At 72.4% G+C, this 14,598-nt stretch carries 12 protein-coding genes; 4 read left to right on the forward strand and 8 right to left on the reverse strand.

Going from position 1 to position 14,598, the window contains the following annotated elements:
- Positions 1 to 7: 7 nt before the first annotated feature.
- The 5 genes from galK to PZC42_RS04610 all read right to left on the reverse strand — a co-directional run bounded on the left by galK (position 8) and on the right by PZC42_RS04610 (position 8,033).
- Complete coding sequence (gene galK, locus PZC42_RS04590) at positions 8 to 1,249, reverse strand: galactokinase (RefSeq protein ID WP_277208822.1); 1,242 nt, start codon at positions 1,247 to 1,249, stop codon at positions 8 to 10.
- A 46-nt stretch (positions 1,250 to 1,295) separates the two neighbouring features.
- Positions 1,296 to 2,882 carry a GMC family oxidoreductase gene (locus PZC42_RS04595; RefSeq protein ID WP_277208823.1) on the reverse strand — a complete coding sequence of 529 codons (1,587 nt, stop codon included), beginning with the start codon at positions 2,880 to 2,882 and terminating at the stop codon, positions 1,296 to 1,298.
- Positions 2,879 to 4,387: an aldehyde dehydrogenase family protein gene (locus PZC42_RS04600; RefSeq protein WP_277208825.1), complete on the reverse strand. Its 1,509-nt coding sequence runs from the start codon at positions 4,385 to 4,387 to the stop codon at positions 2,879 to 2,881. Before PZC42_RS04600 ends, PZC42_RS04595 begins: the two co-directional genes overlap by 4 nt.
- Positions 4,388 to 4,399: 12 nt before the next feature.
- Complete coding sequence (betT, locus tag PZC42_RS04605; RefSeq protein WP_277208827.1) at positions 4,400 to 6,475, reverse strand: choline BCCT transporter BetT; 2,076 nt, start codon at positions 6,473 to 6,475, stop codon at positions 4,400 to 4,402.
- A 388-nt stretch (positions 6,476 to 6,863) separates the two neighbouring features.
- A complete protein-coding gene (locus PZC42_RS04610) occupies positions 6,864 to 8,033 on the reverse strand; it encodes a P-loop NTPase (RefSeq protein ID WP_277208829.1) in 1,170 nt (389 codons plus the stop codon).
- 78 nt (positions 8,034 to 8,111) lie between these two features.
- Here PZC42_RS04610 and PZC42_RS04615 point away from each other — a divergent pair, with 78 nt between their 5' ends.
- Together PZC42_RS04615 and PZC42_RS04620 are read left to right on the forward strand one after the other, a co-directional pair.
- Complete coding sequence (locus PZC42_RS04615) at positions 8,112 to 8,906, forward strand: YflT domain-containing protein (RefSeq protein ID WP_277208830.1); 795 nt, start codon at positions 8,112 to 8,114, stop codon at positions 8,904 to 8,906.
- Between the two features lie 196 nt (positions 8,907 to 9,102).
- On the forward strand, positions 9,103 to 10,065 hold the full coding sequence (locus tag PZC42_RS04620; protein WP_277208831.1) for a hypothetical protein: 963 nt from the start codon (positions 9,103 to 9,105) through the stop codon (positions 10,063 to 10,065).
- A 115-nt stretch (positions 10,066 to 10,180) separates the two neighbouring features.
- Here PZC42_RS04620 and PZC42_RS04625 read toward each other — a convergent pair whose 3' ends face one another.
- Both PZC42_RS04625 and PZC42_RS04630 read right to left on the reverse strand, forming a co-directional pair.
- Entirely contained in the window at positions 10,181 to 11,725 is a 1,545-nt protein-coding gene (locus tag PZC42_RS04625) for an aminopeptidase P family protein (RefSeq protein WP_277208833.1), read from the reverse strand.
- Between the two features lie 50 nt (positions 11,726 to 11,775).
- Positions 11,776 to 12,612: an alpha/beta fold hydrolase gene (locus PZC42_RS04630; RefSeq protein ID WP_277208834.1), complete on the reverse strand. Its 837-nt coding sequence runs from the start codon at positions 12,610 to 12,612 to the stop codon at positions 11,776 to 11,778.
- Between the two features lie 85 nt (positions 12,613 to 12,697).
- Between PZC42_RS04630 and PZC42_RS04635 the strand changes: the two genes are divergently transcribed.
- Positions 12,698 to 13,549: a PHP domain-containing protein gene (locus tag PZC42_RS04635; protein ID WP_277208836.1), complete on the forward strand. Its 852-nt coding sequence runs from the start codon at positions 12,698 to 12,700 to the stop codon at positions 13,547 to 13,549.
- Positions 13,546 to 14,181, forward strand: a complete 636-nt coding sequence (locus PZC42_RS04640) for a MarC family protein (RefSeq protein WP_277208838.1) — start codon at positions 13,546 to 13,548, stop codon at positions 14,179 to 14,181. Before PZC42_RS04635 ends, PZC42_RS04640 begins: the two co-directional genes overlap by 4 nt.
- Positions 14,182 to 14,227: 46 nt before the next feature.
- On the opposite strand, the gene PZC42_RS04645 is transcribed toward PZC42_RS04640, so the two are convergent.
- Positions 14,228 to 14,527: a DUF1905 domain-containing protein gene (locus tag PZC42_RS04645; RefSeq protein WP_277208840.1), complete on the reverse strand. Its 300-nt coding sequence runs from the start codon at positions 14,525 to 14,527 to the stop codon at positions 14,228 to 14,230.
- Positions 14,528 to 14,598 lie beyond the last annotated feature (71 nt).

The raw sequence follows: 14,598 nt of genomic DNA on the forward strand, positions 1-14,598 counted from the left end.
CAGCCGTTCAGTGCGCGGGGTCCGACGGCGGCGCGAGGAGGAAGCCCGGTGCCGTGAGTCCGGCGTCGTCGAACGCTGCCTGCACGGCCGTGGTGACGACGTCGACGTCCTCGGCTCGCACGAGGGCGATGGCCGAGCCGCCGAACCCGCCGCCGGTCATCCGGGCGCCGAGCGCCCCCGCGCCGAGCGCCGCCTCGACCACGAGGTCGAGCTCGCGCGCCGAGACCTCGTAGTCGTCCCGCAGCGACGCGTGGGAGGCGTTCATGAGCGGGCCCACCTCGGTGACGCGCCCGGCCCGCACCAGGTCGGCGAACTCCGCCGTCCGGGCGATCTCGGTGACGACGTGCCGGACGCGGCGCCGCAGGACGTCGCCGTCGTCCTCGCCGGTCGCGAGCTCCGTGAGCTTGTCCAGGGCGACCTCGAGCCCGTCCGGGGAGATCTCACGCAGCGAGCCGACACCGAGGATCTCCGCGGCGCGCTCGCACGTCGCGCGGCGCTGTGCGTACTGCCCGTCGACCAGCGCGTGCTCGGCCCGGGTGTCCACGACCAGGAGCGTGAGCCCGGCGGCAGCCAGGTCGAACGGCACCCGGTCGGCAGACTCCAACGCGGACAGGCCGGGACGGCAGTCGAGCAGGAGGGCGTGCCCGGCGGAGCAGCGCAGCGAGGCCGCCTGGTCCATGCCGCCCGTGGGTGCCCCCGCGATCTCGTTCTCGGCCCGGACGCACGCCGCCACGAGGTCCGCCCGTCCGGCGTCGTCGCCGGCCAGTCCCAGCGAGTGCACGGAGTCCAGCGCGACGGCGACCGCGCACTCCAGCGAGGCGGAGGAGGACAGGCCGGCGCCGAACGGCACGCAGGAGTCGACGACGGCGTCGAACCCGGAGACCTCGTGGCCCGCCTCGCGCAGGGCCCACGCCACGCCGGCCACGTAGGCGCCCCACCCGCGGGTGGTACCGGGCGCGACCTCGTCGAGCGGGGTCTGCCACCGCTCGTCGGGTGCCTGAGCCGAGACGAGGCGCACGAGGCCGTCGTCGCGGGACCGCAGCGCCACGTACGTGCGGTGGGGGAGCGCCACGGGCAGGGCCAGCCCGGCGTTGTAGTCGGTGTGCTCACCGATGAGGTTCACACGGCCGGGTGCCGACCACACGCCGTCGGGGTCCCCGTCGTCGCCGAAGGCCTCGGCGAACAGGGCGCGGACGCGCGCGGCGCCGTCGTCGGCGGACCAGGATTCGAGCCATGCGGGAGTCGTCATGGCGCCCAGTATGGCCGACCTGTGCACGCTCCCGGGAGCCGTCCCGTCAGGCGGGCGCGCCCGCCTGACCGGCCTTGAGGAAGTCCGCGCAGCGCTCGCCGATCATCATCACGGTGATGTTCGGGTTCACCGTGGTGATCTCCGGCATGACGGACGCGTCCGCGACGCGCAGACCGGTGACGCCCTTGACCCGGAGCTCCGGGTCGAGGGGCGAGGCGTCGTCGTTCGGCGCACCCATCCGCACCGACCCGGTCGGGTGGTAGACGGTGTTGTGCGTCGTGCGGACGTACGCCGCGATCTCCTCGTCGGACTGCACGCCCGGGCCGGGGAACAGCTCGCGACCCGCCCAGTCGGCCATCGCCGGCTGGGCGACGATCTCGCGGGCGCGCTTGATGCCCTCGACCATGACCTGCATGTCGTGCGGGTCGGAGAAGTACCGCGGGTCGACCTTCGGCTTGTCCCGGAAGTCGCGTGAGCGCAGCCGCACGGTGCCGCGCGACCGGGCGTGCGTGACGTTCGGCGTCAGGCAGAACACGTTCTCCGCCGTCGGGTAGCCCTGGCGGGCGGTGTGCATGTCGAACGGCACGGACCCGTAGTGGAACATCAGGTCCGGGCGGTCGTCGCCCCGCTCCACCGCGGCCGGTGTGCGCGTGAAGATGCCGAGCTCCCACCACTGCGTGGAGGTGGTGGTCATCGGCTGCTTCGCCTCCCACGAGATCACGCCCTCGGGGTGGTCCTGCATGTTCTCGCCGACGCCGGGGGAGTCGACCAGCACGTCGACGCCCACCTCGCGCAGGTGCTCCGCGGGGCCGATGCCGGAGAGCATGAGCAGCTTGGGGGTGTCGATCGCGCCAGCGGACAGCACGACCTCGCGCCGGGCGGCCACGTGGCGGGTGTGGATCAGGTCGGGGTCGAGGAAGTCGACACCGGTGGCCCGCCGATCGGCGTCGAAGGTGACCCTCTTGACCCGGTGGTCCGTGAGGATCGTCAGGTTCGGCCGGTCCAGCACCGGGTGCAGATAGCTGACCGACGACGACGAGCGCACGCCGTCCTCGCGGGCGTTGATCTGGAAGAAGTTCGCGCCCTCGACGACGGTGACCCCGTCGTTGAACTGCACCCGAGGGATACCGGCCTGCTCGCAGGCGTCCAGGAGCGCGACGCCGCACGGGTCCGACGGCGGCACCTGCCGGATGCGGACGGGCCCGTCGTGGCCGTGGTGGTCCCCCGGCTGGTCGTTGTTCTCGAGCTTGCGGAAGTAGGGCCGGGACTCCGCGTCCTGCCAGCCCGTCGCGCCCATCTCGGCCCACTGGTCGAGGTCCTCGGCCGGGGCGTGGAACGCGATGCACGAGTTGTGCGACGAGCAACCGCCGAGCACGCGGGCGCGTGCCTGGCGCATGAACGAGTTGCCGTTCGCCTGCGGCTCGACGAGGTAGTCCCAGTCATAGCCGGACTCGAGCAGGCCCATCCAGCGGTCGAGGCGCAGGATGGCGTCGTCGCCGACGTCGGACGGCCCGGCCTCCAGCAGGGCGACGGTGACGTCCGGGTCCTCCGAGAGCCGGGCGGCGACGGCCGCACCGGCAGAGCCGCCGCCGATGACGAGGTAGTCGTAGGTGTCGGTCGTCGTGGGGGTCACCGGTCGGCTCCTTCGTCCTCGTCGGAGTGGTCGGGGAACCAGCGCGTGACGGCCGGGCGCAGGTTCTGGTAGACGTGCTTCGGCTCGGTGTACTCGCCGAGACCCGTGGGGCCGAGCTCGCGGCCGATGCCCGACTGCCCGAACCCGCCCCACTCGGCCTGCGGCAGGTACGGGTGGAAGTCGTTGATCCAGACGGTGCCGTGACGCAGCGCGTTCGCGACCCGCTGGGCCTTCCCCGCGTCCTGCGTCCACACCGCGCCGGCCAGGCCGTACACGGTGTCGTTGGCGATCTCGACGGCCTCGTCCTCGCTCGTGAAGGTCTCCACCGTGACGACGGGGCCGAACGCCTCGTCGACGACGGCGGCCGCACCGCGGGCGACACCGTCGAGCACCGTGGGCCGGAAGTAGAAGCCCTTCTCGAGCTCGCCGTCGCCCCAGGTCCCGCCGCAGCGGAGCGTGGCGCCGTCGGCGACCGCCTGCTCGACGTACGCGGTGACCTTGTCGCGGTGGGCGGCCGAGATGAGTGGACCGGTCTCCGCGGCGTCGTCGAACGGGCCGCCCATCCGGATCCGCTCCGCGCGGCGCACGAGCTCGTCGACGAACCGGTCGTGGATGCTCGCCTCGACGATCAGGCGCGCCCCGGCGGAGCACACCTGGCCGGAGTGGACGAACGCCGCGTTGAGGGCGTTGTCCACGGCGGCCTCGAAGTCGGCGTCGGCGAAGACGACGTTCGGGTTCTTGCCGCCGAGCTCGAGCGCCACCTTCTTGACCGTGGCAGCCGCGTTCGCCGCGATGACGCGCCCCGTGACGAGGCCGCCCGTGAAGGAGACCAGGTCGACGTCGGGGTGCTCGGAGAGCGGCCCGCCGGCGGTCGGGCCGGAGCCCAGCACGAGGTTGGCCACGCCCGCGGGGACCCCGGCGTCGGTCAGCAGGTCCATGAGGAGGATCGCGGTGTGCGGCGTCAGCTCGGAGGGCTTGAGCACGAACGTGTTGCCCGCTGCCAGGCAGGGCGCCACCTTCCACGCGGTCTGCAGCAGCGGGTAGTTCCATGGGGTGATGAGCCCGCACACGCCCACCGGCTCGTGCTGGATCCGGCTGAGCACGTCCGGGCTGCCGGCGTCGACGATCCGGCCGGCCTCCGAGCCCGCGAGCTTGCCGTAGTACCGCAGGCAGGCGGTGACGTCGTCCATGTCGATGCGGGACTCGACGAGGCGCTTGCCCGTGTCGAGCGACTCGGCGCGGGCGAACTCCTCCTTGCGTTCGACGAGCAGGTCGGCGGCCCGCAGGAGGAGGTCGCCGCGCTCGGGCGCGGTCGTGCCGCGCCACGGCCCGGCGTCGAACGCACGCCGGGCGGCTGCGATGGCGCGCTCGGTGTCCGCGGGAGCGGCCTCGCTGACGGCGGCGACGAGCGTGCCGTCGGCAGGGCAGCGGATCTCGCGGGTGCCGCCGTCGGCCGCGGCCTCCCAGCGTCCGTCGATGTACAGGGTGGTGACGTCGTCTGTCATGGGATCCTCCGGTCAGACGTCGGTGTGGTCGATGGACACCGCGGGGGCGGCCGAGGACTCCTTGAACACGACGTGTCGCTCGAACTGGTCGAGCACGTCGCCGATCAGCTGTTCCTTCGTCCACCCGGTGACCTCGTAGCCCTGCGAGCCCTCGGTGAGGTAGACCTCGACCCGCAGGTAGGTGGCCTCTGACTGCGGCTTCGCGGCGAAGGAGGGCATCTCGGCCTCGACCGGGTAGAGCCGGTAGCGGAACGGCTCGTCGTCGTCGTGGACGACGGCGAGGGTCAGGATCGGCAGGCCCTGCGGCCCGTCGTCGGACCGGTCGCAGCGGGCGGTGACGCCCCGGTCGCGCAGCTCGGCCGCGACCTCGTCGAGCGCCGGTGAGCAGACCTCCTCGAGGAAGCGCGCGATCGGCTTGTGCCCCGGATAGGAGACGAGGCGGTGCAGCCGGTGGCGCCACGCACCGCTCTCGGCGTGGGTGCGGCCGGAGAGCGTCGCGGGCAGGGCGTTCTGCGCCGAGTCCAGCTTCTGCCCCTCGGCGTGCAGCGTGCGGTACAGGGACACCATGACCAGCAGCAGGACGAACGAGAACGGCAGCCCCATGATCATCGTCGCACCCTGCAGGGTGCCCAGACCGCCGGCGGTCAGCATGCCGAGGGTGATCATGCCGATCAGGACGGCCCAGACGACCCGCAGCCAGGGCACGGCGTCGTCCTTCGGGGAGCGCGGGTCCGTCGAGAACTTGGCGAGCACGAGGGCGCCGGAGTCGGCCGAGGTGACGAAGAACAGCAGCCCCACGAAGATCGCGACGGAGATCATCAGGCCCGCGGCGGGGAACTGCTGGAGCAACCCGAACAGGCCCCCGGCGGGGTCGTCCATCGCGGTCTGGATGAAGGCCGCACCCTCCTCGGTGCCGTCACGGCCGAGCTGGAGGGTCGTGTTGCCGAAGACGGACACCCACACCAGGACGAAGCCGAACGGGATCGTCATGGTGCCGAGCACGAACTGGCGGATGGTGCGCCCACGGGAGATGCGGGCCAGGAACAGCCCGACGAACGGCGCCCAGGCGACCCACCAGGCCCAGAAGAAGAGCGTCCAGGCGTTCATCCACTCGGTCGGGGCCTCGAACGCCATGGTGTCGAGCGTGAGTACCGGCAGCTGGGCGATGTAGTCGCCGGCGTTCATCACCAGGCCGTTGAGCAGGAACGCGGTGTCGCCGGTGAACAGCACGAAGGCGAGGAGCACGAAGGCGAGGACGGCCTGGATCTCGGACAGGCGCCGCACACCGCGCGCCACACCCGAGATCGTCGAGACGATCGACATGATCACGGCCACGACGATGAGGCAGATCTGGACGAGGAGCCCGTCGTCGACCCCGGTGAGCTCGTGGAGGCCGCGGCTGAGCATCGAGACGCCGATGCCGAGGGTCGCGGCGAGGCCGAAGACGGTGCCCATCACGGCGGCGATGTCGATGAGATGACCTGCGCGGCCCCACACCCGGTCCCCGAAGAGCGGCTGCAGCACGGATCGCAGCGAGAGCGGCAGACCGCGGCGGTAGTGGAAGTACGCGAGGGCCATACCGAGCAGGGCGTACATGGCCCAGCCGATGAGGCCGTAGTGGAAGAGCGTCCACACGATCGCCTCACGGGCGGCGGCGGACGTACCACCCTCGATGAGCGGCGGGGCGAGGTACTGCGCGGCCGGTTCGGCCACGGAGAAGAACATCAGGTCTGTGCCGATGCCCGCGGCGAAGAGCATGGCCGCCCAGGTGAAGATGTTGAACTGCGGCTTCGACTCCTCCGGGCCGAGCTTGACGCGCCCCGCGCGGCTGATCCCGACGACGAGGACGAAGACGAGGATGGCCGCCGCCAGCAGGAAGTACCACCACCCGAACCAGGTCGAGATCCAGCCGACGAGGACGAAGATCGCGTTCTCCGCGTCGCCCGGGCGGACCATGGCCCACACGGCGAGCGCCAGGATGACGGCCGCCGACCCGATCAGGACGACAGGGTTGATCTTTCGGGCGTTCCCGATCTCGGTGTCGGTATGGTCCTCGGTCGCGGACACGCTGCTGTCGGCGGTGGTCATGGGTTCCTCCCTGCTGGTCACGCTCGCCGGGGAACGATCGGCGCGCACCGCGATTGCCGTGGGGCCACGGAAGTCGACGCCGCGCATCTTCGGACGCGCGTTGGTGGGCGGGCGTGTGCCCGTCACGGTAGCGCGACCGGTCCGGCTTGGGAACCTTGGGACATTTCGCTGGGCGAGACCCTCGGCGCTGCGCCTCCGCCTCAGCCGGTGTCTTCTGGTCGGCCGAGTCTGCGGCTGCGCGCCGTGCGCGTACCTCGTTCCTCGGTCCGCACTCTTCGCTGCGCCTCCGCCTCAGCCGGTGTCTTCTGGTCGGCCGAGTCTGCGGCTGCGCGCCGTGCGCGTACCTCGTTCCTCGGTCCGCACTCTTCGCTGCGCCTCCGCCTCAGCCTCAGCCGACGGGCGTGACGCCGAGCTGCCTGCCGGCCAGGCCGCGCGCACGCCGGGCCAGACGGCGGGCGACGTCCCGCAGCACCTGGGCGCCGGGGGACTCCGGGTCGGTCAGCACCACCGGGGTGCCGTCGTCGCCACCCTCGCGGACGGCGACGTCCAGCGGTATCTGGCCGAGGAGCGGGACGTCGGTGCCGACGGTCTCGGTGAGCCGCCGGGCGACGGCCGACCCGCCGCCCGAGCCGAAGAGCTCCAGGCGTGTGCCGTCGGTCTGGACCAACCACGACATGTTCTCGACCACGCCGACGAGGCCCTGGGACGTCTGGATGGCGACGGACCCGGCGCGCTCGGCCACCTCGGCGGCGGCGACCTGCGGCGTCGTGACGACGAGGATCTCGCTGCCCGGCAGGAGCTGGGCCACGGAGATCGCGATGTCCCCGGTGCCGGGGGGCAGGTCGAGCAGCAGCACGTCGAGGTCGCCCCAGTAGACGTCGGCGAGGAACTGCTCCAGGGCTCGGTGCAGCATCGGGCCTCGCCACACGACCGGCTGGCCGGCGGGGACGAACATACCGATCGAGACGACCTTGACCCCGTGCGCGATCGGCGGCAGGAGCATCGAGTCGACCCGGGTGGGCTGGCGGTCCACGCCGAGCATCCGGGGGATCGAGAAGCCGTAGATGTCGGCGTCGATCACGCCGACGCTGAGCCCGTCGGCCGCCATCGCGGCGGCCAGGTTCGCCGTCACGGACGACTTGCCGACACCGCCCTTGCCGGACGCGACGGCGAAGACCTTCGTCAGCGAGCCCTTCTGCGCGAACGGGATGATCGGGTCGCCCACGCCACCGCGGAGCCGCGAGCGCAGCGCCTTGCGCTGCTCGGGGGTCATCACGCCGAGCTCGACGTCCACGGTGCCGACGCCGTCGACCGCCGAGGTCGCGGCCGTCACGTCGCGCACCAGCGTCGACTTCATGGGGCACCCGGCGATGGTGAGGTCGACGCCGACCGTGACGTGCGCGCCGGCCGCTCCGTCGCCGGTCGCCGCGTCCGGTGCGCTCACGGTGACCGAGCGGATCATGTCCAGCTCGGTCAGGGGGCGGCGGATCTCGGGGTCGACGACGGCGGACAGCGCGTCGCGGACGCGTGCCTCGAGGTCGGGGGTGGGTGAAGCCATGGTCCGATCCTACGGACCGGGCGGCATGAACCTGCCACGGTGTGGCCCGCTCGGCGCCACGTACGGGATACTGGCCAGATGAGCTTGAACCGCCAGAACGTCGTGCCCCGTGTGCCGACCCTGCCCAAGGGAGAGGAGATCGCCGCCTACGACTCCTACCTGGAGGCGCAGAAGGCGGTCGACTACCTCTCGGACGAGAAGTTCGCCGTCCAGCACGTCACCATCGTGGGCACCGACCTGCGCATGGTCGAACGCGTCACCGGCAGGCTGACCTACGGGCGGGTGGCGCTCGCCGGCGCCCTGTCGGGTGCCTGGTTCGGTTTCTTCGTCGGGCTTCTGCTCACCTTGTTCGCGGGTGGGGCCACGAGCGTGTTGATCGTCGCCCTGGGGCTCGGTGCAGGTTTCGGGCTGATGTTCTCCGTGCTGTCCTACGCGTTCACCGGCGGCCGGCGGGACTTCACCTCGCAGTCGCAGATCGTCGCCTCGACGTACGCGATCCTGTGCGCGACCGAGCAGGCCGGGGAAGCGCGGCGCATGCTCGCGGCGTCACCCAGCGGCCTCGGCAAGCAGCGCACCCCGCAGCGCCCCGCGGCCTCGGTCGCCCCGTCCGCGCCGGACCCTCGGTGGACCATGCCCGACGGCGCCCCGCGCTACGGGGCCATGCGACCCGGCGGCTCCGAGGGATCGGGCGGATCCTCGACCTCGTCCGTGGCGGGCGGCGAAGGGCCGTCGCACCCGCAGCCACCTGCCGGCACCGAGCTGCCCCAGGACTCCACGAGGACGGACCCGCAGCCGCCGACCCCCTCGACGTCGGCGGCGCCTGAGTCGACGGTGGACCCGGACGACCCGTACGCGCCGCCGCGGAACCGATAGCCGGGGCGCGCCGCCGCTTCATCTGATCTGTTCGGCACGACGAGGCCGGGTCGGTACTCCTGTGTACCGACCCGGCCGCGTCGTACCGACCTGACGGTGGCTCGACGTGATCAGACGTCGTCCACCGGCCGACGCCTTCCACAGCACGTCGGGTGCTCGTTGCCCGGGGTGGGCACGGCGCACCAGCCTGGCGGTCATGATCGGACCTGGAGACCTCGTTCTCGCACGTGACCATGACCGCAAGGAGCTGCACCGCGCACTGCAGGGTGGCGTGGCGACACGGCTCCGGGTGGGCGCCTACCTCGGGGTCGACGCCGACGATGGTCGTTCGGCGCAGGGCGCACGTCGGGCGAAGATACTGATGCGCGCGGTGCACCGACAACTGCGTGCCGCGCACACGTTCAGCCACCAGAGCGCAGCGCTGTGGTGGGGTTGCTCGCTGTGGAAGCACCCCGACCAGACGCACCTCGTCCAGGACTATCGGGCCTCGGGACGCGCGGCGAAGGATCTGAAGCGGCACCGCGGCACCGTGCCGGACGACCAGCGGGCCCTGGAACGAGGGCTGCCGGTCACCACGTTGGCCCGCACGGTCGTCGACTGTGCCCTGACCATGCACCCGATGGAGGCGCTCGTCATCGCGGACTCCGCGCTCCGCCTCCAGCCTGCTCTCGACCTGGACGAGGCCCGGTCGATCCTCGACGGGGTCCTGCGCCGCAACGGGCGGGTCCGCGCGCGGTGGGTGCTGGACCATGCGGACGGCGGTGCGGACTCGCCGTGGGAGACGTGGACACGCTATCTCTGCCTGCGGGTTTCCCTGCCTCGTCCGCTCACCCAGGCGCCGGTCGTCACACGGCTCGGCACCTTCCACCGCGACCTGGGGTGGCCCGACCACGGTGTCTACGTCGAGTTCGACGGGCGGGTGAAGTACCTCGACGACGGCGTCCGGCGTGGCCACGACGCCCGCGAGGAGCTGCTCCGGGAGAAGCGCCGGACCGACGCGCTGCACGAGGCAGGTGTGCTTCCGGTGCGGGTCATGGCCGGTGACGCCAGACCGGCTCCCGGCACGGAGACGGTGCTGCAGCGGATCGCCCGCCGCTTCCCGGCACAGGTGCGGCGACAGCTCCGGGTGGTGCCCTTCCTCCCGCCGCCGGTGGTCTGACCCGATCGACCCACAGGATGAGTTCGGCAGGACGCGGCCGGGTCGGCACCCATGAGTGCCGACCCGGCCGCGTCGTACCGAACTGACGGGCGCACCCGGCGCGCCCGAGAGAGTCTCAGCCGTGCAGCCGCGCCATCCAGGCCTCGACGTCCTCCGGGCGGCGGGGGAGCGCCGCCGACAGGTTCTCGTTCCCGTCGGCGGTGACGAGCACGTCGTCCTCGATCCGCACACCGATGCCGCGGTACTCCGCCGGCACGGCGAGGTCGTCGGCCTTGAAGTACAACCCCGGCTCGATGGTGAAGATCATGCCCGGTTCCAGCACGCCGTCGAGGTACATCTCGCGGCGGGCCTGCGCGCAGTCGTGCACGTCCAGACCGAGGTGGTGAGAGGTGCCGTGCACCATCCACCGGCGGTGCTGCTGCCCCTCGGGGGTCAGTGCCTCCTCGGCCGGGACCGGCAGCAGCCCCCACTCCTCGAGCCGTGCCGCGATGACCCCCATGGCCGCCGCGTGCACGTCGCGGAACTTCGCCCCGGGCTTGGCCACGGCGAACGCGGCGTCGGCGGCGTCGAGCACGGCGGTGTAGATGCGGCGCTGCACGTCGGTGTACTCGCCGTCGACCGGCAGGGTGCGGGTGACGTCGGCGGTGTAGAGCTCGTCGACCTCGACACCGCCGTCGAGCAGGACCATCTCGCCGGACCGGACGGCGCCGTCGTTGGTGATCCAGTGCAGCGTCGTGGCGTGCTCGCCGGCAGCGGCGATCGTCTCGTAGCCCACCGTGTTGCCCTCGAGACGCGCGTGAGCGTCGAACGTGGTCTCGATGACCCGCTCGCCGCGGCGGTGCTCGAGGGCGCGAGGCAGGGCGCGCACCACGGCCTCGAAGCCCGCGATCGTGTGGTCGACGGCGGCGCGCATCAGCTCGATCTCGAGCTCGTCCTTGACCAGGCGCAGCTCGGAGACGGCCTCGGCCAGCGCCTCGTCGGACGCAGCTTCCTCGGTGCCGGCCTCGGTGCGGATCGCCTCGACCAGGGCCGCGATCTCGTCGTCGGCCTCGGTGATCACCAGCACCTGCACGCCGTCGGCGTCGACGTCCTTGGCGAGCGACTCGCGCAGCTCGTCCACGTGCCGCGCCTCGATGCCCGTCAGCGTGGTGACGTCGTCGAGGCTCGGCCGGGCGCCCACCCAGAACTCCCCGTAGCGGGCGTCGGCGTAGAACTCCTCGGTGTTGCGCGGAGCCAGCGGGCGCACGTAGAGCACCGCGTGGTGGTTCGAGCCGGTGCCGTCCGCGCCGGGGTCGCCCTCGCCCTCCGCGACGGGGTGCAGCACGAGCACGGCGTCGGGCTCCTGGTCGGTGCCCAGCCCGGTGAGGTGGGCGAAGGCGGAGTGCGGCCGGAACCGGTAGTCCGTGTCGTTGGACCGTTGCTTGAGGGGACCGGCGGGGAGCACGAGCCGCGTGCCCGGGAAGCGCGCGGACAGCTTCGACCGTCGCTCGGCGGTGAACGGCGCGGCGCGGCCCGGCGTCACGCCGAGGTCGGGGCGCGGTCCCCACTGCGAGGTGATGAAGTCCTTGAACGCCTGCGAGTCGGGGCGGTGGGAACGGTTGCTCCCGCGATCCTCGGCGGCCTCGTCGGTGGTCTGGTCGACCGGGGTGGTGTCGCTCATGCCGTCCAGTGTCCCACCCACCGGACGGCCGGTCGAAAGGTCCTGGTGCGTCACCGGCGCGTGATCTCGTGGAGCGCCCGGGTCAGGGCGTCGTTGAACGCCGAGGGTGCGTCGGTGTTGACGTCGTGCCCCGCCTGCGGGATCACGACGAGCGCGCCGCGGTGGGCCGCCGCCAGGTGGCGGGACTCCTCGAGGCGCATCCGGTCACGTGCGCCGTTGACGAGCCAGACGGGCACGCGGATGGCGCGCAGGTCGGCGACCGTGGAGCGGCCGGCGAGACCGGTGAGGGCATCGGTCACGACGTCCCATCCGGGCCGGTACGCGCCGTCCGCCCGGGGTGTGCCGGTGAGCAGCTCCGCCACGGCGGTCCCGCCCGGTCGGCTGCGGCCCGTCAGCAGCGCGCTGCGCCAGGCACGGGTGGCCGTGCGCCGCGCCGACATCGTCCCCGAGACGGCGAGCCGTGCGGCGTCGCGGAACAGCGCGACCGGCTTGCCGCGGGGATCGGCGGTGCACGCTGCGGCGACCACGCCGGCGAGCGGTGCTGCGGCGTCGGCGCCCGGCGCGACCAGAGCGCGGTGGGCAGCCCAGGCGAGCGAGGTGTACCCGCCGAGGGACAGCCCGACGACGACCACGGGGGTGCCGGAGGGAAACGAACCCGTCGCGGAGTCGATCACCTCGAACGCGCGGCCCATCGAGAAGCGCTCACCGTGGCGTGCGCCGTGGGCGGGCAGGTCGACAGCGACCGCCTCGTGCCCCGAGCCGCGCACGTGGTCGAGCTGTGCCCGCCAGATCGCCGACGACGTGCGCATGCCGTGGACGAAGACGACTCCGGGCCGCGCGGTCGCGGGCGGGACCGCGCGATGCGGGGTATCGGTCTGTTGGTTCATCTCCTCGATCGTCCCGCGCTGCCGGGGGCGCTGGCGGTGGGCACGGTGGAGACGTTGTGAGCATCGGCGTCCGTACACTTGCCGGGTGATCGACCTCCATACGCACTCGCGGGCGTCCGACGGCACGGACACGCCTCGTCAGGTCATGGAGGTCGCTGCCGCTGCGGGCCTGACCGTCGTGGCGCTCACCGACCACGACACCACCAGTGGGTGGGCGGAGGCCGGCGCGTCCGTCGAGGGCACGGGCGTCGCCCTGGTGCGGGGCACGGAGATCTCCACGCGGACCGCGGTGCCTGACGGCGGTATCAGCGTCCACCTCCTCGCGTACCTGCACGACCCGGCACACCCGGACCTGGTCGGCGAGCTCGCACGCACCCGCCAGGACCGGCTCACCCGGGCCCGCCGGATGGTCGACCGGCTGGCCGAGGACTTCCCGGTCACCTGGGACGACGTGGTCGCGCAGACGCACGACGGCGCCACCGTCGGCCGTCCGCACCTCGCCGACGCGCTCGTCGCAGCTGGCGTGGTGGCCGATCGTGACGAGGCGTTCGCGACGATGCTGCACGCCGGCGCCCCGTACTACGTGCCGCACTACGCACCGGACACCGCGGACGCCGTCCGCGCGGTGCTGGCGGCCGGAGGCGTGCCGGTGATGGCCCACCCGCGCGCCGGCACGCGCGGACGGTTGGTCGACGAGGACACCATCGCGGCGCTCGCGGACGCCGGGCTGGCCGGGGTCGAGGTGGACCACCGTGACCACGACGAGGCCGACCGGGTCCGGCTGCGCGAGCTCGCCACCGAGCTGGGGCTGCTGGTCACCGGTTCGAGCGACTATCACGGCAGCGGCAAGCTCAACCGGATCGGCGAGCACACGACGGACCCCGCCGTGCTGGCAGAGGTCGAGCGACGGGGGCGGCTGGAGGTGCTGTGGCCGTGAGCCAGGTGATCGACCTGACCCTGTTCACCCAGGCGTTCGTGACGCTCTGGGTCATCATGGACCCGCCCGGCACCATCCCGGTGTTCCTCGCGCTGACGTCCACGATGGGTTCCAAGCAGCGCAGCCGCGCGGCCCTGCAGGCGGTGGCGGTGGCGTTCGGCGTCATCGTGACGTTCGCCCTGTTCGGTCAGCAGCTGCTGCAGTACATGGGCATCTCCTTGGCGGCGCTGCAGGCGTCGGGGGGCCTGCTGCTGCTCATCGTCGCCATGCAGCTGCTCACGGGGAAGTTCGACTCCGGTGAGGCGACGGCCGCCACGCCGGGCGCGAACGTTGCCCTGGTGCCGCTCGGTACCCCGCTGCTGGCGGGCCCCGGCGCCATCGTGGCGACGATGGTGTTCGTCCAGCAGGCGCGCACCGAGGACGAGGGCGTCCCGGCGATCGTCGCGATCTCGGTCGCGATCGTGCTGGTCCACGTCAGCCTCTACCTCGCGATGCGCTTCGCCGACGTGCTGCACCGCGTCCTCAAGGACTCCGGGGTCACGCTCATCACCCGGATCGCCGGCATCCTGCTCGCGGCGATCGCGGTGCAGCAGATCGCCGACGCCATCGTCGAGTTCGTGCGGACGTCGTAGCGCAGCCTCGGGAGGCTGGCGGGCGCCGCCGCACCTCGAGCGCCCGTCAGACGTCGATCGTCTCGAGCGTGACGCGCACCGGGGCGTCGGCGTCGAGCCCTTCGGCGCGGCGGACGGCCTTCTTCATCGGCAGCACGTAGCCGTTCTGGTCCTTGGACGGGAAGACCGACGTGCGCCACGTGGTCGCACCGACCGTGACGTGCACCCGGATCGAGCCGAAGCCCCGTGGCGGGAGCGGCAGGTCCGCGAGCAGGTCGGACTCGTCGGGCGGCACGGTGACGAACCACCACGCGTCGTCCTGCCGGGCGTCCCACCGCCACAGCGGTGCGGTGAACGTGAGCTGCATGCTGCGCACGCTAGGCGGCGCCACCGACATCTCGTCTGCCTCGGACACGACGCCGGCCCCGTGCTCCTCGC

This window comes from Isoptericola croceus, assembly GCF_029382255.1.
Lineage (GTDB): Bacteria > Actinomycetota > Actinomycetes > Actinomycetales > Cellulomonadaceae > Isoptericola > Isoptericola croceus.

Coding starts and splice junctions, on each gene's coding strand:
- galK (WP_277208822.1), bottom strand. CDS start 1,249: ATGACGACTCCCGCATGGCTCGAATCCTGGTCCGCCGACGACGGCGCC.
- PZC42_RS04600 (WP_277208825.1), bottom strand. CDS start 4,387: ATGACAGACGACGTCACCACCCTGTACATCGACGGACGCTGGGAGGCC.
- betT (WP_277208827.1), bottom strand. CDS start 6,475: ATGACCACCGCCGACAGCAGCGTGTCCGCGACCGAGGACCATACCGAC.
- PZC42_RS04610 (WP_277208829.1), bottom strand. CDS start 8,033: ATGGCTTCACCCACCCCCGACCTCGAGGCACGCGTCCGCGACGCGCTG.
- PZC42_RS04615 (WP_277208830.1), top strand. CDS start 8,112: ATGAGCTTGAACCGCCAGAACGTCGTGCCCCGTGTGCCGACCCTGCCC.
- PZC42_RS04620 (WP_277208831.1), top strand. CDS start 9,103: ATGATCGGACCTGGAGACCTCGTTCTCGCACGTGACCATGACCGCAAG.
- PZC42_RS04625 (WP_277208833.1), bottom strand. CDS start 11,725: ATGAGCGACACCACCCCGGTCGACCAGACCACCGACGAGGCCGCCGAG.
- PZC42_RS04630 (WP_277208834.1), bottom strand. CDS start 12,612: ATGAACCAACAGACCGATACCCCGCATCGCGCGGTCCCGCCCGCGACC.
- PZC42_RS04645 (WP_277208840.1), bottom strand. CDS start 14,527: ATGCAGCTCACGTTCACCGCACCGCTGTGGCGGTGGGACGCCCGGCAG.